Origin of the sequence: Derxia gummosa DSM 723 (genome assembly GCF_000482785.1) — a bacterium.
Lineage (GTDB): Bacteria > Pseudomonadota > Gammaproteobacteria > Burkholderiales > Burkholderiaceae_E > Derxia > Derxia gummosa.
Genome location: NZ_AXWS01000015.1, coordinates 79,673 through 97,241, shown reverse-complemented (window position 1 = coordinate 97,241; position 17,569 = coordinate 79,673). Strand labels below are relative to the sequence as shown.

The window sequence follows — 17,569 nt, the reverse complement described above, 5'->3', positions numbered from 1 at the left end:
GCGCCCTGCCCGGCAAGCGCGAGCCGGCCTCAGCCCAGCTCGCGGTGCCGCACGATCACATGCGGCACCTCCGGCGTGAGCGCCTTGGCCAGCCGCTCGCTGCACCACACCGAGCGGTGCTGGCCGCCGGTGCAGCCGATCGCCACCGTCAGATAGCTGCGCTGGTCGCGCACGAAGGCCGGCAGCCAGGTGCGCACGAAGCGCTCGATGTCGTCCGCGAGGCGGATCGCGTCGGGCACCGATTCCAGAAATTCGATGACGGGCTTGTCGCGCCCCGTGAGCGGCCGCAGCGCCGGGTCGTAGAACGGGTTGGGCAGCGGCCGCAGGTCGAACACGAGGTCGGCGTCGAGCGGAATGCCGCGCTTGAAGCCGAAGCTCTCGAACATCAGCGTCAGGCCGGTCCATTCGCGGCCGACGAATTCGCTCACCCAGTGCCGCAGCTTGGGCGCCGACAGCGAGGTCGTGTCCACCACATGGCCGTACTGCGCGAGCTTGCCGACCACGTCGCGCTCGCGCTCGATGGCCTCGATGAGCGAGGGCGTCGAATCGGCATCGACGCCGATCGCGGTGGGCGACAGCGGATGGCGCCGGCGCGTCTCGGAATAGCGCCGCACCAGCTCGGGCGTGCTCGCGGTGAGGAACATCATCCGCACGTCGGCGCCGAAGGTGCGCAGGCCCGCGATGATGTGCGGCAGCTCGGCCACCGAGGCGCCCGAGCGCGCATCGATCGCCACCGCCACCTGCTCCTCGCCCTGCTCGCGCAGATGGGCCACGAGTTCCGACAGGAAGTTGGCCGGCAGGTTGTCCACGCAATAGAACCCGGTGTCTTCGAGCACCTTGAGCGCCACCGACTTGCCGGCGCCCGAGACGCCGGTGATGAGCACGATCTTCTGCATGGTTCGGGAGGAATGAGCCGTGGAGGGTTCGGGAGAGCGGGCCGGCGGGCCCGCGCGGGTGGCGATGCGGGACGAGGCCGGTGGCGGCCCCGCGCCGCGTCACTCGCCGTCGTCGTCTTCGGAAAAGGCCGGGAGATTGCCCGCGCCGCGCGGCATGAACGTGACGGGCGCGACGTTGCGCGAACCTTCGCTCGCGTGATGCCCCGGCGAATGCCCGCCCGGCGAGCGTGGCACGGCCGGCGCGCAGCCGCCGTCCGGATCGTCGAAGGCGATGTCGCCGTCGGGATCGGCCACGCCGGTCGCGCGGATGGTCTCGAACGGATAGAGCCGGCGGTCCATCAGATGCGAGGGCACGAGGTCGGACAGCGAGCGGAACACGTTGTCGACGCGGCCGGGGAAGCGCTTGTCCCAGTCGCGCAGCATGTTCTTCATCTCCTGGCGCTGGAGGTTGGGCTGGGAGCCGCACAGGTCGCAGGGAATGATCGGGAACTGGCGGTGCTCGGCCCAGCGCTCCAGGTCGGTTTCCTTCACGTAGGCGAGCGGCCGGATGACGGTGTGCTTGCCGTTGTCGCTCACCAGCTTGGCCGGCATGCCCTTGAGCTTGCCGCCGAAGAACATGTTGAGGAACACGGTCTGGAGGATGTCGTCGCGGTGATGGCCGAGCGCGATCTTGGTCGCGCCCAGCTCGCCCGCCACGCGGTAGAGGATGCCGCGCCGCAGCCGCGAGCACAGGCCGCAGGTGGTCTCGCCCTCGGGGATGAGCTTCTTGACGATCGAGTAGGTGTCCTGCGACTCAATGTGGAAATCGACGCCGCGCTCGCGCAGGTAATTGGGCAGCACCTCGCGCGGGAAGCCGGGCTGGCCCTGGTCGAGGTTGACCGCGACGATGCCGAAGTCGATCGGCGCGCGGTCGCGCAGCATGAGCAGGATGTCGAGCAGCGCGAAGCTGTCCTTGCCGCCCGACATGCAGACCATGACCTTGTCGCCGGCCTCGATCATGTTGAAGTCGCCGATCGCCTCGCCCACCTGGCGGCACAGGCGCTTGCTCAACTTGTTGGCCTCGTGGGCCTTGCGGCGCGCCTCGGCCTTGGCGGTGTCAGCGACCTGTTCGGGCACTGCGCTCATTTCAAATCTCCTTCATGTGGAAGACCTCGACGCCGACCGACGCGCAGTCGGGATAGGCGTCGGGCTTCTCGCTCGTCACGCGCACGGCGCGCACCTGGGGGTGCGCAAGCAATTCGCGCGCGATGTCGTCGACGAGGGTTTCCTGCAAATGGATGTGCCCCTGGCGCACGCGCGCGAGCACGGCTTCGCGCATGAGGTCGTAGTCCACCACCTCGTCGAGCTGGTCGGCGCGCGGCGTGGTGCTCGCGAGCGGCACCCACAGCTCGACATTGAGGATGACGCGCTGCTCGTGCTTCTTCTCGAAGGCGTGCCAGCCGATCGAGAGGTCGAGCTCGTAGTCGCGCAGGAAGAGGCGACGGCAGTCGCGCAGGGCGTCGGCGGGAAAGATCATGGTGCGGCCGGGGGGTACGGGGCGGGCAACGATAACCGATCGTTCCGCCCGGGCAAGGCGCGGAATGCGGCCGGTGGTCGGGATGTGTGACGCGGCGGCGCGGCCGACGACGCTCGCCGACGCTCGCGCTCAGGCGCCCGCAATCCCGCTCATCCCCGATGACGCCCGAAATCGAACGACAACTCCCGGTGATGCCGTATCGACAACAGAAACACCGTCCGCGCTTCGTCCGACGGCAGATACAGCAGCAACCAGTCGCCGTGCAGGTATTCGCGCAGGCCGTCGGGCGCGCCGGGCGGCAGGGCCGCGAGCAGCGCGAGCGCTTCGGCGGATTGCGGCGGCCGATCGAGATAGCGCCGCCCGAGGCGCGGAAAGCGCGCGAGATTGGGCACGACCGTGTCGCGTAACTCGTCAAGCAGCGCGTCGAAGGCCTGACCGGCGTCGGCCTCGGTCAGGAAGGCTTCGATCGCGTCGAGCCGGGCGAGGAAGCTTTCGGTCAGCTCGACACGCCAGAGCGCGTCATTCATGGCCGGCGGAGTTGTCATCGCCGTCCGCCGACGGGCCGAAGGCGGCGCGCGGCTCGGCGGCGATCGGCGTCGGCGTAGCTAACGCGCTTGCGGCAGCCGCATTCGTCGCAGCCGCGCCCGCCCGCCGCCGCTGGAGCACCGCGAGCGCCCCGTCAGCCTCGACCGTGCGGCCGGCGGCGATGTCGGCCAGCCCGCGACGCGCGTCGTCGAGCAGCAGCAGGTGGATGCGCTCGCGTTCGAGCTGGTGGTAGTAGTCGAGCCGGTCGGCGTCGATCAGCGCGACATAGCTTTCGCCGTTGCGCGTGATGATCTTTTCGGCGCCGGCCTTGGCCTGTTCGGCCAGTTCGGACAGGTTCGCGCGTGCCTGGGTGAAGGGCACGATGTCGCGGGCGGAGATGGCCATGCGGCGCTCCTTGTGGTTTGGATGCACAGGATTCTGCGCATTTTCCTGCGCATCTGCAGCACCCTCGGATCAGCGGGTCAGCCCCTGCCCGCCATCCACCTTCAGATCCACTCCATTCACATACGCCGCCCCGAGCGCGAGAAACACGATCGCCTCCGCCAGATCGCGCCCCTCGCCGATGCGCGCGAGCGGGATCGCCTCTTCCAGCTTGCGGCGCTCGGCTTCGGTGAACTGGCCGTCGGGCCAGTCGAAGCTGCCGGGCGAGACGGCATTCACGCGCACCTCGGGCGCGGCTTCGAGCGCGAGCGAGCGCGTGACCGAGGCGAGCGCGGCCTTCGACGCCGTGTAGAACAGATAGCCCGGCAGCGGCCGCTCGATGCTGATGTCCTGCACGTTGACGATGGCGCCGCGCGTCCGGCGCAGCGCCGGCAGCAGTTCGATGGCGAGCCACGCGGGCACGAAGCAGTTGCTGGCGAAAAGTTGCAGCGCGCGCTCTTCCTCCTCGGCCAGCGCCTCGGCGATGGCGCTGTCGGCGCGGTGGTCGCCGTGCAGGCCGTGGGTCGATTGCAGCGGCGTGCGGAAGAACTCGGAGGCGTTGTTGACCAGCACGTCGAGCCGATCGCGCCAGCGCAGCGCGCGGCGGGCGAGGTCGCGGCAGCTCGCGCGGCCGTCGAGCGGCTGCTGGAGCGCGATCGCGGAGCCGGGCCGGCGCGCGTTGAGCATGGCGCACAATTCGGCCGCCTCGCCCGGCGAGTTGCGGTGGTGGACGATCACGTCAGCCCCCGCCGCATGCAGCGCGGTGGCGGTCATGCGGCCGAGCCGCTTCGCGCTGCCGGTGACGAGCGCGACGCGGCGCTGGCCGTCGGGCGCGAGGCCGGCGTCACGCGCCGAGCCGGTGGCGGTGCCCGCCGGCTGGCCGGCGTCGATGGAGGCTGCGCCGGTCTGCGCCGCGCGCGTGGGGTGAGGCAGGTTCATGCGCCATGCGGCCCGCGGGCCGTGTTGTTGTCCCGATGGTGGCGCGCCGCGCGCCGGCCGCGCGGCCGGCCGCCGCTGGCGTGCCGAGAGTTGTTGTCCGAGTGTAGTCGTCAGGAGTTCCCGTCTTGCCCGTTCCGTCCTCGCGCCGCCCGGCGCTGCCCGCTCCCGCGCCCGAGGCGCTCGCGCAATCCCAGGCGCTGGCCGATGCGATCGTGGCCGCGATCCGCGCCGCCGGCGGCTGGATCGGCTTCGACGATTTCATGCAGCGCGCGCTCTACACGCCGGGCCTCGGCTACTACACGGGCGGCAGCCACAAGTTCGGCCGCCTCGCCGCCGACGGCAGCGATTTCGTGACCGCGCCGGAGCTGTCGCCGCTTTACGGCCGCACGCTCGCCACGCCGGTGCGCGCGGTGCTCAAGGCGGCAGACAGCCGCGCGGTGATGGAGTTCGGCGCCGGCTCGGGCGCGCTCGCGGCCGAGCTGCTGAACGCGCTCGGCGACGACTGCGCCGAGTACCTCATCGTCGAGGTGTCGGCCGAGCTGCGCGCGCGCCAGCGCGAGACGGTCGAGCGTCGCGCGCCCGCGCATGCGCACAAGCTGGTCTGGCTCGACGCGCTGCCCGACCGCTTCAGCGGCTGCATCGTCGGCAACGAGGTGCTCGACGCGATGCCGGTGAAGCTGGTGCTGTGGGATGGCGAGGGCTGGCGCGAGCGTGGCGTGACAATTGGCGCGAGCGGCTTCGAGTGGGAAGACCGGCCGCTGACGGCAGGCGCGTCGGCGGGCGATGCGGCCAGAGCCGAGGCCGGCGATGCGTCGCGCACCCTCGCCCCGCACGCCGCCGACACCCTCGCCCTCATCGACGCAAGCATCGGCGCCAGCCTCGCCGAACAGGACGGCCTCGACTGGCCCGCCACGCCCGCCGCCGAGCGCCTCGCGCTCTACGCCGACTGCCTGCCCGCGCCCTACCTCACCGAACTCTGCCCCGCCGCCGAAGCCTTCGCCGCCACCCTCGCCCGCCTGCTCGACCGGGGCGCGGCAATTCTCATCGACTACGGTTTCCCCGCCGCCGAGTTCTTCCACCCGCAGCGGGCGCAGGGCACGCTCATGTGCCACTACCGCCACCACGCGCACGACGACCCGTTCTTCCTGCCCGGCCTGCAGGACATCACCGCGCACGTCAATTTCACCGCCGTCGCGCTCGCCGCGATCGATGCCGGCGCGACCCACGCCGGCTACGCGCCGCAGAACCGCTTCCTGCTAGACGCCGGCATCGCCGACCACATCGCCGCCGCCGGCGAGCCGCGCTCGGCCGCCTATCTGCGCGCCGCCAGCGAAGCTCACAAGCTGCTCGACGAGCACGAGATGGGCGAGCTCTTCAAGGTGATCGCCTTCGCACACGGCATCGACGGCGCGATTCCCGGCTTCGCCAGCGGCGACCGGTCGCACACGCTCTGAGCGCGGCGGCGCCCCTCCTCTGACGAGCACGAACGTGATCCGCTGGTTCCTCGCCATCTTTGTCGCGCTGGTGCTCATCGGCGCCGTGAATCCCTGGCTGCACCGGCTCGGCTTCGGCCGGCTGCCGGGCGACATCCGCTTCACGCTGTTCGGGCGGGAGGTGTTCCTGCCCGTCACCACCACGCTGCTGCTGTCGGCAGTGGCGAGCCTCGTGGCCAAGTTCTTCCACATCTGAGCGGGGCCGCACAGGCCCCGCCGCGTCACACCGCCTCGACCGATCCGTCGAGCGCCATCAGCAGCCCTTCCACCTGAAGGCTCGGGTACTTCGCCGCCACCTGCTGCTTGAAATCGCCGATCACCTTGGCGTGCGCATCGCGCTCGGTCTCGACCGACGCCAGATGGCCTTCGCCCATCACCAGCTTGTAGGCGCCGCAATCGCGGTGGTCCATGACGATCACCTTGGGCACGGCATGCAGCTTGATGGCCACGTCCAGATGGCCCCAGAAGGTCTGGTTCCAGGCCGGGAACTTGTCGCTCACCGCGCCGAGCGAGGCGCCCGCGAGCACCACATGGTCGTAATGCTTGGTCAGGCCGCGGCCGTTCATGTAGCTGGCCACGTTGTCCATCAGGCGGTAGTCCATGCAGCTCAGCAGCAGCGCGTCGGCATGGCCGCCCGCGAGCACGAGCGAACTGCGCCCGAACAGCGCGGCGCCGGCGCCGAAGGCGGCGAGCTTGGTGAAGCCGCGACGGCTCATGCCGAGGTCGCGCAGGACGTGTTGGGAAGTGTTCATGGCGTCGATGTCGAAATGAATCAGAAAGGTTGAGATCGGCGCGGATGCTAGGCACGCGGCACCGAGGCCGGGTTGAGGTTTGTCACAACGGCCCGGGATCCCGTCCCGTGATGCGGGCATACCCGCCCCCAGCCCCGCGCGCCGACAAACGCGCCGTCATCACACCCGCGACCACCGCCGGACGACCGCCGCGCCAGCGCCCGACCACGCCGGCACGCCATCGGCATCGCCGCTTCGGCCGGCGTCCCCGCCCGCCCGCGTGAAGCGCGCGGGCAGCAGCCGGCGCGGCTTTCGTGACGGGAATCACGCGCGCACGTACCGGAGCGTTTGTCTTAAGGATTCCCAAAGCCGGGCGGCCGAGGTTTTCCCTGCCGTCCATCCACACGGATGGCTCAGCACAAGCACTTCCAGCCATCCGGAGAAAGCCAGTGAAGAAGCCCTTCGCCATCACCTTGGCGCTTGCCACCCTCGCCACCCTGTCGGGCATCGCGCTCGCGCGGCAGAACGCCGCCCCGGCCGAGCCGATCCAACCGATCGCGCCAGCCAAGGTCACGCAACCCGCGCTCGTCGAGCTGGGCAAGAAGCTCTACTTCGACCCGCGCCTGTCGCGCTCGGGCGCGATCTCGTGCAACTCCTGCCACAACCTCGCCACCGGCGGCACCGACAACCTGCGCAGCTCGATCGGCGACCGCTGGCAGCAGGGCCCGATCAACTCGCCCACGGTGCTCAACGCGCGCTTCAACGTCGCCCAGTTCTGGGACGGCCGCGCGCCCGACCTCAAGGCCCAGGCCGGCGGCCCGATCGCCAACCCGGGCGAGATGGCCTCGACGCATGAACTCGCCATCGGCGTGCTGCGCGCCATTCCGGGCTACGCGCCCGAATTCAAGGCCGCCTTCGGCGACGCCGCCATCGACATCGACCGCGTGACCACCGCGATCGCCGCCTTCGAGGACACGCTCGTCACGCCCGACTCGCGCTTCGACCTCTGGCTCAAGGGCGACCGCAAGGCGCTGAACGCCGACGAGCTGGCCGGCTACGCCCTGTTCAAGGACACCGGCTGCGTGTCCTGCCACAACGGCCCGGCCGTGGGCGGCACCTCGTTCCAGAAGCTCGGGGTGGCCGAGCCGTTCAGGACCGACAACCCCGCCATCGGCCGCGCCGGCGTGACCGGCAAGGAGTCGGACCGCAACGTGTTCAAGGTGCCGACGCTGCGCAATGTCGAACTGACCTATCCCTACTTCCATGACGGCAGCGTCAACAGCCTGGAAGAAGCGGTGCGGGTCATGGGCCGGGTCCAGCTCGGCCGGCAGATCGGCGACGACGACGCGCGCAAGATCGCCGCCTTCCTGCGCACGCTGACGGGCCGGCAGCCGAGCATCGTGCTGCCGGCACTGCCACCGTCGGTGGCCTCGACGCCGGCGCCGCAGCCGTTCTGAGCGGCCGGGCGAGAGCGCCCGGGTCCGACGGGCGCATCGCCGCATCGCCGCATCGCCGCATCGCCGCATCGCCGGTGAGCCCGGTGAGTCCGGCGGGCACGCGGTGGCGCCCGCGCCCCGGCAGCCCCGTTGCCCATCCATCCCGGGGTTACACGCAGGGCTGGCCGTGACGGGGCCGACGGGTTCAGTCTTCGGGTCGCGGCGCGGGCGTCGCGCCGGCCCCGACGGCCGGGCAGCCCCCCGCCGCGCATTCCAACAACCGCGTGCGAGAACCGTCATGAAGCCCAACCACCCCCGCCTGCCCGCCCTCCGGCACGCCGCGCTCGGCGCGCTGGCCACCGCCGCGCTGCTCGCCACCGGCGCAGCGCGCGCCGACAGCAGCGTCACCGTCAAGCTCGTCGGCCCCGACGGCCCGGGCGCCACCATCGGCCACGTCATGCTGGCCGACACGCCGGCCGGCCTCCAGTTCACGCCCATGCTCACCGGCCTGCCGCCCGGCCCGCACGGCTTCCATGTGCATGCCAACGGCAGCTGCGACACCACCACCAGCCCCGAAGGCAAGCCGGTACCGGCCGGCGCGGCGGGCGGGCATTTCGACCCCGAGGGCCACAAGGCCCACGCCGGCCCCGGCGGCATGGGCCACATGGGCGACCTGCCGGTGCTCGACGTGGACCCCGACGGCCGCGCCAGCAAGCCCGTGGTCGCGCCCCGCCTCAAGCTGGCCGAGGTTGCGGGCAAGGCCATCGTCATCCACGCCGGCGGCGACAACTACGCCGACCAGCCCGCCCCGCTCGGCGGCGGCGGAGCGCGCCTCGCCTGCGGGCTCATTCCCTGATCGACGACGGCGGCGCGCCGCCCGGTCGCGGCGGCCGCCGTCCCGGCCGGCTGCGCGCGCCGAACCGCCTGCCTGCCGGCCGAACCGCCGCTCAGCCCCGCGGACCGAGGGCCAGCCAGACGAGCGGCGGCAGCACCGCCCCCAGCATCAGCACCAGGGCCGCGCCCATGCCCCATCCCACCAGCTTGGCGAAGCGCAGCCCGAGCTGGCCCGCCACATGGAACACCGCCAGCGCCGCCGCCAGCGCGATCTGGCCCTCGCAGAAGAACAGCGGCGCGCGCCAGCCGGCGATCACGAAGCCGCCGTTGATGACCGTCACCCATCCGAACAGCACGAAGGCCGTCGCCAGCAACCCGCTGCGCAGGGCCGCACCCCGTCGCGCCATCGGCCCGCCGCCCGGCGCACCCATGAAATCGCGCGTGATGAATTGCGCATCCATCCTCATTCCCTTCCTGCGTATTGGCGACGCGGCGCACGCCGGACCGCCTTGTTCATGTCGTTGCCGCCCACCGGCGGCCTTTGCCCGCCCGCTCGATCGGGGAAACCCCGCACTATTAGCCGGAACAGGGAAGCCTCAAGTGCGGATGCACACGCATTCGAGGCAATGACGACCGAATTGCCTCGCATGTGATTCGATTCTCGAATTCGCCGGCCAATTCCGCATCGAGCAATCCCGTGATACGCAAGACGGCAAAAGGCGAGCGGGCGACAACTTCCTGCCGATTCCACCGCAATTGCCGATTCATATCGCGCAATTGCGCGCCGGGGTAACTTCATTTCCGGCAATCGCCCGGGTGGAGCGGCAACGGTCACCCGGTGGCCAACGGCAGACGGTAGACGGCCGGCAAATCGCGCCGGCATCCGGAATGAATTGCCGCCACGATCACGCGAGACACTTTCCGGCTGCGGCATTGCGATACCGCCATTTCATTGCGCGCGAAACTCCCGGCTGGCGCCTTCGGCAAATGAAATCCCGGCTTTCATTTCCGTATCGGATCGCCGCGAAAGGGCGCCATCCCGCCCCGGCAATGGACGAGTTTCCGTCCCGCCAATCGGCCGGCATTCGCTGTGAACGGTTGCGGACCGGCGCCGACGAATGCCGGCCACGCCGACGCGCCCATGCGGCACTCCGCTTCGCGCCAACTCCGTCACAACCCGCCAGAAGCGCGCCGCGCCAACCCCGAAACAGGGCCGCGCCCACCCCTTTCCTCCACCGAATCCGCGCCGCCGGCCGTCCCTAGCATCGCGTCATTTCCCGTTGCCCATCCGCAGGCGCGGGTCAGCACAGGAACGACACGCGATGGACAGGACCGATCCGGCCGGCGCAGCCACCGACAGCTTTCTCGAAACCTCGCTCGCCGCGCTGCGCGAGGGCCAGCTCGCGCTGCCCGACGTGATCGACCGCGCCCAGCAGCTCGTCGGCCGCCAGCAGCTCGATGCCGCCGCGACGCTCTACCGCGCCTGGCTCGCGCGCGGCGACTCGCCGTTCCGCAACGTCGCGCTGTTCAACCTCGGCACCGTGCTCGGCGCGCTCGACCGCTGCTCCGAGGCGGCGACCATCTACCGCGAAGCCATCGCGGCCAAGCCCGATTTCATCCACGCCCATCTCAACCTCGGCCACCAGCTCGAACGCCTGGGCGAACGCAAGGCCGCGCTGAGCGAATGGCGCTCGGTGCTCGACCTGCTCGACGATCAGCCCGAACTCGATGCCGACACCGAGCTGCGCCTGCATGCGCTCAACAACCTCGCCCGCGTGCTGGAGGAGATGAAGCGCTATGACGAGGCCGAGACCTACATGGAGGTCAGCCTCGCGATCCGCCCCGACCAGCCCAAGGTGGTGCAGCACTACGTCCACATCCGCCAGAAGCAATGCGCCTGGCCGGTGATGCGCGAGCTGCCGGGCGTCACGCCCAACAAGCTGCTCATGGGCACCTCGCCGCTGGCGATGCTGGCCCACACCGACGACCCGGCGCTGCAACTGCTCGCGGCCCAGCGCTTCGTGCACGAGCGCGTGAAGCAGCCCGTGCCGCTGCCGGCGCATCCGGACGGCCGCGAGGGCAAGCTGCGCATCGGCTATCTGTCGGGCGACTTCTGCCTGCACGCGGTGGGGCTGCTGACGGCCGAGCTGTTCTCGCTGCACGACCGCGAGCGCTTCGAGGTGTATGGCTTCTGCTGGTCGCGCGAGGACGGCACGAGCGTGCGCCGGCGCATCGTCGAGGGCTTCGACCATTACGTGCCGATCGGCCATCTGGACGACGAGACCGCCGCGCGCGTCATCCATGCCAACGAGATCGACGTGCTCATCGATTTGCAGGGGCTGACCTCGGGCGCGCGGCCCGACATCCTCGGCTACCGCCCGGCGCCGGTGCAGATCGGCTGGCTCGGCCTGCCCGGCACCAGCGCCCTGCCCGGCGTCGATCATGTGATCGCCGACCGCTACGTCATGCCCGACAGCCTGCTGCCTTACATGACCGAGCAGCCGGTCTACCTGCCGCACTGCTACCAGGTGAGCGACCGCAAGCGCGAGATCGGCACCCGGCCCACGCGCGCCCAGATGGGTCTGCGCGACGACGCCTTCGTGTTCTGCTCGTTCAACAACAACTACAAGATCAGCGAGGCGCAGTTCGGGAGCTGGATGCGCATCCTCGCCGGCGTGCCCGACAGCCAGCTCTGGCTGCTGGCCGACAACCGCTGGGCGCATGACGCGATGCATCGCGCGGCGGCGGCGGCCGGCGTCGATCCGTCGCGGCTCGTGTTCGCCAGCCGCGCCGCGCCGGCCGACTATCTCGCGCGCCTGCCGCTGGCCAATCTCTTTCTCGACACCTTCCCGTACAACGCCGGCACCACGGCCAACGACGCGCTGTTCATGGGCCTGCCGCTCGTCACGCGCTCTGGCCGCAGCTACATCTCGCGCATGGCGGGCAGCCTGCTGACCGCCGTCGGCCTGCCCGACCTCATCACCGAGAGCGAGGCCGAGTACGAGAAGCTGGCCATCGCGCTCGGCCGCAATCCGGCGCGCGTGGCGAGCTACCGCCGCTATCTGGCGCAGGAGCGCATGAACACGCCGCTGTTCGACATCCCCGGCCTCGTGCGTGACCTCGAAGCCGCCATCGAGCGGCTGGCGGGATGAATGCCGCCGCGCCGGGCGGGTCCGGCGCCGGCAGCACTTTGGCGGACGCAATGCGCCCGCCTGTCGCAGCTTCCGGCGCGCAGACCGAAGGCACGCCGCCCGACGCCGCCCAGGGCGGCGACAGCCATCACCGCCGCGCCACCGACATCCCCGGCGACGATCCGCTCATCATCGCGCTGCTCTGGCTCTGCCGCCATCACGGCATGGAGCGCAGCGGCGCGGCGCTGCTCGACGGCATCGCCGTCAGCGGCCGGCTGCGGCCCGCGCAAGCGCTTGCGGCCTTGCGCAACGCCGGCTTCAGCGCCGGTCTCGTGCGGCGCGCGCCGCGCGACATCCTGAGCCTGCTGCTGCCGGCGCTGCTGTTCATGAAGAGCGGCGAGGTCGTCGCCATCACGCGCCGGCTCGACCAGCGCGAACCCGCATTCGAAATCCTGCTTCCGGCCAGCGGCATCGCGCGCATCGCCACCGAAGCCGAGCTGCTGGCCGACTACGCCGGCAGCGCCCTGCTCGCCACGCCGCGCCCGGCCGGCCAGCGCGCGCCCGCCGGCGGCGACAGCCTGCTGCTCGCGCCCGGCCAGCACTGGCTCTGGGGCACGCTCAAGCGCTACTCGCCCTACTACCGCTCGGCCATGCTCGCGGCGCTCATCACCAATGTGCTGATGCTGGTGAGCGGCTTCTTCACGTCCGTCGTGTACGACCGCGTGATCCCGCACGAGGCCTTCGTCACGCTGTATTCGCTCGCGGTGGGCGCGCTGCTGGCCACGGGCTTCGATCTCGCGGCGCGCCAGTTGCGCAGCCATCTCATCGACCACGCCGGCAAGAAGGCCGACCTCGCGCTCGGCAGCCTGCTGTTCCGCCAGACGCTCGGCATCCGGCTGGAGCACAAGCCCGAATCGGCCGGCGCCTTCGCGCATCAGGTGGCGCAGATCGAGACGGTGCGCGACTTCTCGGCCTCGGCCACGCTGTCGGCGCTGAGCGATCTGCCCTTCGTGGCGCTGTTCATCGCGGTCACCTTCTTCATCGCCGGGCCGCTGGCCTGGGTGCTGGTGGTGAGCGTGCCGCTGGTGGGCGGGCTGTGCTGGATCACGCAGCGCATGCTCGCGCGCCACATGCGCGCCAACCAGGTCGAGCAGGCGGCGCTGCATGGCGTGCTGATCGAGGCGGTCGAGGGGCTGGAGGAGGTGCGCGCGGCCGGCGCGCAGGCGCATTTCCTCAAGCGTTACGAAGAGGCGAACGCAGCGGCGGCGGCTTCGGCGCTGGGCGCGCGCGGGCTGTCGAGCTGGGTCAACAACATCGCCGGCATGTCGCAGCAGCTCGTCACGCTGGTGATGCTGGTGTGGGGCGTGCATCTGATCCATGACGGCGTCATCACCGGCGGCGCGCTGATCGGCGCGGTGATGTTCGCGGGCCGCGCGATCGCGCCGCTCGGCGGCGTGGTGGCGCTGGCCACGCGCTACCAGGGCGCGAAGGCGGCGCTGGTGATGCTCGACCAGCTCATGTGCCTGCCGACCGAGCGCGCGCCCGACCGCAGCTATCTCGCGCGACCGGACATCCGGGGCGAGCTGGCGTTGAAGGACGTGAGCTTTGCGTATCCGGCCAGGCGCGGCGGCGGGCATGCGGGCGCGGCGGCGGGCATGGCGGCGTCGGCCTTCGGGGCGGCGGGGGCGGCGGGCTTTGGCGCGGGCGGCGCGACGGGCGCGGCCGGCGGCCTCGGCGGCCTGCCCGGCGCGGCGGGCCGCCACGCGCCGACCGTGCTCAGGGACGTGAGCCTCGACATCCGCGCCGGCGAGCGCGTGGCCATCCTCGGCAAGATCGGCAGCGGCAAATCGACGCTGCTGCGCCTGCTCGCGGGGCTGTACCAGCCGACGGCGGGCACGGTGCTGGTGGACGGGCTCGACCTGCGCCAGATCGACCCGGCCGACTTCCGCGCCCAGACCGGCTTCGTCGCGCAGGAGCCGAGACTGTTCCACGGCACGCTGCGCGAGAACGTGTTCATGGGCCGCGCCAACATCGACGCCGGCTGGTTCCAGCAGGTGGCGCGGCAGACCGGGCTCGACCGGCTTGCGGCCGCGCATCCGCTCGGCTGGGACTTGCCGGTGGGCGAGATGGGCGGGCTGCTGTCGGGCGGCCAGCGCCAACTCGTCGCGCTGGCGCGCTGCCTCGTCACGCGCCCGCGCGTGCTGCTGATGGACGAGCCGACCAGCTCGATGGACGCCCAGGCCGAGATGGATTTCATCCGCCAGCTCGGCGCGACGGTGGACGGCCGCACGCTCGTGGTGGTGACGCACCGGCCGGCGCTGCTCGCGCTGGTGGACCGCATCGTCGTGGTCGAGGCCGGCAAGGTGGTGCTCGACGGCAGCAAGGCCGAGGTGCTGGCGACGTTGCAGGCACAGCAGACGGCGATGGCGGGCAGCGCCACGCCGGGACGGGTGACGACGGCCGAAGCCGCGCAGGTGGCGCGGGCGATGCCGGCGCAGGTGGCCGCTCAGGCGTCGGCGCGGATCGAAGCAATGCCGGAACAGGCCGCGATGCCCGCTCGCGCCGCGACGTCGGCGCAAGCCGTCCCGACTGCCGACGGCACCGTCGCCACCGCGCCCGTCACGCCCGTCACGCCCGAAACACCGACGCCAGCCACCACGACCGCCGCCGCACCCGACCCCGCCACGGCTGCCGCCGAAGCCCTGCGCCGCCGCGTGATGGCCGAACTCACCCGCCGCGCCCAGGCGGCCGCCGCGCAGACCGCCAACGCCGCACCGGCCGCGCAACCCGCGCGGCCCGAGCAACCGCCCCAAGCCGCGCAAGCCGCCTCGGCCCAACCCACGCCATGACCCGCCCCGCCCTCCCCCGCCCGGCCGGCCGCGTCTTCCCCGGCGACGAGCGCTTTCTCGACGGCCTGCGCGACGCCCAGCTCGCCGAGCGCATGCCGCGCGCCAACGCGGCGCTCTGGCTCATGGCGCTATTCATCGCGGCGGCGATCGGCTGGGCGGCGGTCGCGCAGGTCGATGTCGTCACCAAGGCCGACGGCCGCGTCGTGCCCGAGGGCCGCGAGCAGCTCGTCGCCAGCCTCGAAGGCGGCCTGCTCGCCGAGCTGCTCGTGCGCGACGGCGAGCTGGTCGAGGCCGGCCAGCCCGTCGCGCGGCTCGATCCGACGCGCGTCGCCGCGCAGAGCAACGAAGGCCGCGCGCGCCAGCTCGCGCTGCGCGCCCAGCTCGCCCGGCTCGACGCCGAGACGCGCGGCGCCGCGCCCGTCTGGCCCGCCGACCTCGCCGAACGCCCGCAGGCGCGGCAGGACGAAGCCGACGCCTTCGCCGCCCGCCGCCGCGCGCTCGACGAATCGGTGGCCGGCTACCGCGCCAGCCTCGACCTCGCGCGGCGCGAACTCGCCATCGCCGAAAGCCTCGCCGCGCGCGGCCTGCAAAGCGAGGTGGAAGTCATCCGCCTGCGCCGCGCCGCCAACGACGCCGAGACCGCCATCAGCGAGCGCATCAACCGCTTCCGCCAGGACGCCGCTGCCGAGCGCACCCGCGTCGCCGCCGACCTCGCGGGCATCGACGAGCAGCAGGTCGCGCGGCGCGATCAGGTCGAGCGCAGCACGCTCGTGTCGCCGGTGCGCGGCGTGGTGAAGAACATCCGCATCGCCACGCGCGGCGGCGTGGTGGCCGCCGGCCAGCCGGTGCTGGACATCCTGCCGGTGGGCGACCGGCTCAAGGTCGAGGCCAAGGTCAAGCCGGCCGACCTCGGCTTTCTGCAGGTGGGGCTGCCGGCGCAGATCAAACTCAGCGCCTACGACTACTTCACGCATGGCGGGCTGTCGGGCCGGGTCGAGTACATCAGCCCCGATTCCCTCACCGACGAACGCTCGGCCCAGCAGCAGGATGGCTACTTCCGCGTGATCGTCAGCGCCGATGCCTCGACGCTGCGCGCGCACGGCGAGCCGCTGCCCGTCGTGCCCGGCATGACCGCGAGCGTCGAGATCCGCACCGGCGACCGCACGATCCTCGAATACCTGCTCAAGCCCGTGCTCAAGTCGCGGGAGGCTTTCCGTGAACGCTGAACGACGTATCCCCGCGCCGACGCGCGCCGCCGCAGGCGACGCCCGACGCGCCGCGCCGGTGCCCGCCACTGGCCGCACGCGGCTTCGCACGGCCGCCCTCGCCCTGCTGCTCGCGCTCGGCAGCGCCGCCGCGCGGGCCGAGGTGTCGGCCGCCGCCTCCGGCACCGCGCCGCTCGTAATCGACGCCCCGCGCGCCGCGCGCGACGCCGACGCCGCCCCCGACCGCTTCCTCCAGATCGACACCCGCGACGCCGAACTGCGCCTGCAAGCCCTCGTGCGCCTCGCCGCCGCGCGCAGCGCGCTCGTCGCGGCCGGCGAACGCGAGGCCGACGCGAGCCGCGCCGATCTCGACGAGACGCGCGGCGCCCGTCTGCCGCGCGTCGATGCCGGCGCGCGCGCCGCCTTTGCCGGCGCCAGCACGCCCTGGCTCGGCAACGGCCGCCAGACCTCGGCCAGCCTCGGCGCGAGCGTGCCGGTGTACGACTTCGGCCGCCAGAGCGCGCTCGAAGACTGGCGCCGTCGCCTCGCCGAAGCTGCCGCGCTCGGCGTCGATGCCACGCGCGAAGCCGTCGCGCTCGAAGCCGCCACCCTCGCCGTCGAGCGCGAACGCGCCCGCGCCCAGGCCGGCGTGCAGCGCCAGTACGCACTGCGCATGGCCGCGCTGGCCGACCGCATCGGGCAGATCGTCGCGGTCGATCGCGGCCGCGCCAGCGAACTCGTGCAGGCGCGAAAGACCCAGGCCCAGGCCGAACTCGCGCGCGACGCCGCGCTCGCCACGCAGCGCCAGATCGAGACCCGGCTGCGCCGCTTCGTCGGCGACGACCTCGCACCCGCCGACGGCATCGCGCCCGCGCTCATCGGCGCGCCCGATTTCGAGCAGCTCAGCGCCGACGCGCGCGACAGCCGCGAGCTGCGCCAGCTGCGCGCCCAGGCCGACGCCGCCGGCAGCCAGGCCGAGGCGGTCGCCGCCGGGCAGAAGCCGCAGGTCAGTCTCGCCGCCTCGCGCAGCGTCGGCCGCAACGGCGAGCTGAACGCGGGCGCCTGGATGGCCGGCATCCAGCTCAGCTACACGATCTTCAGCGGCCAGTCCGACGTGGCCGCGCGCCGCGCCGCGCTCGAACGCGCCGCCGCCGCGCGCGAGCGCGTGACCGAAGCCAACGCCCAGCGCCAGACGCAATTGCTCGAAACCTTCGACCAGCTCGCCGCCAGCTTCGACCGCGCGCGCGGCTACGGCGACGTGGTGCGCGCCAGCGACGAATTGCGCGAGGCCACCTTCCAGCAATGGGCCGAGCTTGGCCGGCGCTCGCTGTTCGACGTGATGAGCGCCGAGGCCGACCATTACGCGCTGCGGGCGGCCTACCTCAACTCGCTGTTCGACGGGTATCAGGCGAACCTGCGGCTGCGGTCGCTCGGGCCGGGCTTGCTCGCGGCGCGGTAAGACAACACCGACGCGAAGCGAGCGCGCAAAAGCAAACGGCCCGGACGAACCGGGCCGTTTCACATCGCCATCCGGCAGCGCGGTGGCGCGCCAGTCGCGGAGCCAGCGGCCCGC

The 17,569-nt window shown here is 71.9% G+C and carries 14 protein-coding genes and 2 pseudogenes; 8 read left to right on the top strand and 8 right to left on the bottom strand.

The window, feature by feature from the left end; translation table 11 throughout:
* Nucleotides 1–29: 29 nt before the first annotated feature.
* The 6 genes and pseudogenes from rapZ to H566_RS25695 all read right to left on the bottom strand — a co-directional run bounded on the left by rapZ (nt 30) and on the right by H566_RS25695 (nt 4,317).
* On the bottom strand, nt 30–896 hold the full coding sequence (rapZ, locus tag H566_RS0115900; RefSeq protein ID WP_028312205.1) for an RNase adapter RapZ: 867 nt from the start codon (nt 894–896) through the stop codon (nt 30–32).
* A 204-nt stretch (nt 897–1,100) separates the two neighbouring features.
* A pseudogene (gene ttcA, locus H566_RS25705) lies at nt 1,101–1,973 on the bottom strand (tRNA 2-thiocytidine(32) synthetase TtcA); the annotation flags it as partial.
* A 49-nt stretch (nt 1,974–2,022) separates the two neighbouring features.
* Nucleotides 2,023–2,412 (bottom strand): dihydroneopterin aldolase, encoded by a 390-nt coding sequence (locus tag H566_RS0115890; protein WP_034411999.1) that lies wholly within the window; start codon nt 2,410–2,412, stop codon nt 2,023–2,025.
* 149 nt (nt 2,413–2,561) lie between these two features.
* Complete coding sequence (locus tag H566_RS0115885; RefSeq protein ID WP_028312203.1) at nt 2,562–2,939, bottom strand: type II toxin-antitoxin system RelE/ParE family toxin; 378 nt, start codon at nt 2,937–2,939, stop codon at nt 2,562–2,564.
* 106 nt (nt 2,940–3,045) lie between these two features.
* Nucleotides 3,046–3,342, bottom strand: a pseudogene (locus tag H566_RS25700) (type II toxin-antitoxin system Phd/YefM family antitoxin); the annotation flags it as partial.
* Between the two features lie 69 nt (nt 3,343–3,411).
* Nucleotides 3,412–4,317, bottom strand: coding sequence for an SDR family oxidoreductase (locus tag H566_RS25695; protein WP_051378860.1), 906 nt, complete (start codon nt 4,315–4,317; stop codon nt 3,412–3,414).
* Nucleotides 4,318–4,442: 125 nt separating this feature from the next.
* Here H566_RS25695 and H566_RS0115870 point away from each other — a divergent pair, with 125 nt between their 5' ends.
* Both H566_RS0115870 and H566_RS0115865 read left to right on the top strand, forming a co-directional pair.
* Entirely contained in the window at nt 4,443–5,771 is a 1,329-nt protein-coding gene (locus tag H566_RS0115870) for a class I SAM-dependent methyltransferase (protein WP_028312202.1), read from the top strand.
* Nucleotides 5,772–5,805: 34 nt separating this feature from the next.
* Nucleotides 5,806–6,006: a DUF2905 domain-containing protein gene (locus H566_RS0115865; RefSeq protein WP_028312201.1), complete on the top strand. Its 201-nt coding sequence runs from the start codon at nt 5,806–5,808 to the stop codon at nt 6,004–6,006.
* Between the two features lie 25 nt (nt 6,007–6,031).
* Here H566_RS0115865 and H566_RS0115860 read toward each other — a convergent pair whose 3' ends face one another.
* Nucleotides 6,032–6,562, bottom strand: a complete 531-nt coding sequence (locus H566_RS0115860; RefSeq protein WP_051378859.1) for a carbonic anhydrase — start codon at nt 6,560–6,562, stop codon at nt 6,032–6,034.
* Nucleotides 6,563–6,990: 428 nt separating this feature from the next.
* Between H566_RS0115860 and H566_RS0115855 the strand changes: the two genes are divergently transcribed.
* Both H566_RS0115855 and sodC read left to right on the top strand, forming a co-directional pair.
* Nucleotides 6,991–7,998 (top strand): cytochrome-c peroxidase, encoded by a 1,008-nt coding sequence (locus H566_RS0115855; protein ID WP_425387959.1) that lies wholly within the window; start codon nt 6,991–6,993, stop codon nt 7,996–7,998.
* A gap of 277 nt (nt 7,999–8,275) precedes the next feature.
* Nucleotides 8,276–8,833 carry a superoxide dismutase family protein gene (sodC, locus tag H566_RS0115850; protein ID WP_084545187.1) on the top strand — a complete coding sequence of 186 codons (558 nt, stop codon included), beginning with the start codon at nt 8,276–8,278 and terminating at the stop codon, nt 8,831–8,833.
* 91 nt (nt 8,834–8,924) lie between these two features.
* Here the strand turns inward: sodC and H566_RS0115845 are convergent, their stop codons facing one another.
* Nucleotides 8,925–9,272 (bottom strand): hypothetical protein, encoded by a 348-nt coding sequence (locus H566_RS0115845; RefSeq protein WP_028312197.1) that lies wholly within the window; start codon nt 9,270–9,272, stop codon nt 8,925–8,927.
* An 861-nt stretch (nt 9,273–10,133) separates the two neighbouring features.
* Here H566_RS0115845 and H566_RS0115840 point away from each other — a divergent pair.
* From H566_RS0115840 to H566_RS0115825, 4 genes are read left to right on the top strand one after another with little or no spacing between them, the layout of a single operon-like run.
* The gene (locus H566_RS0115840) at nt 10,134–11,963 is read left to right on the top strand and encodes an O-linked N-acetylglucosamine transferase, SPINDLY family protein (RefSeq protein WP_028312196.1); all 1,830 of its coding nucleotides are present in this window, start codon (nt 10,134–10,136) and stop codon (nt 11,961–11,963) included.
* A 50-nt stretch (nt 11,964–12,013) separates the two neighbouring features.
* Entirely contained in the window at nt 12,014–14,791 is a 2,778-nt protein-coding gene (locus tag H566_RS29730; protein ID WP_051378858.1) for an ATP-binding cassette domain-containing protein, read from the top strand.
* Nucleotides 14,788–16,017, top strand: a complete 1,230-nt coding sequence (locus tag H566_RS0115830) for an HlyD family type I secretion periplasmic adaptor subunit (RefSeq protein WP_028312195.1) — start codon at nt 14,788–14,790, stop codon at nt 16,015–16,017. The genes H566_RS29730 and H566_RS0115830 overlap by 4 nt, the downstream gene beginning before the upstream one ends.
* Nucleotides 16,007–17,455 (top strand): TolC family protein, encoded by a 1,449-nt coding sequence (locus H566_RS0115825; RefSeq protein WP_028312194.1) that lies wholly within the window; start codon nt 16,007–16,009, stop codon nt 17,453–17,455. Before H566_RS0115830 ends, H566_RS0115825 begins: the two co-directional genes overlap by 11 nt.
* Nucleotides 17,456–17,569 lie beyond the last annotated feature (114 nt).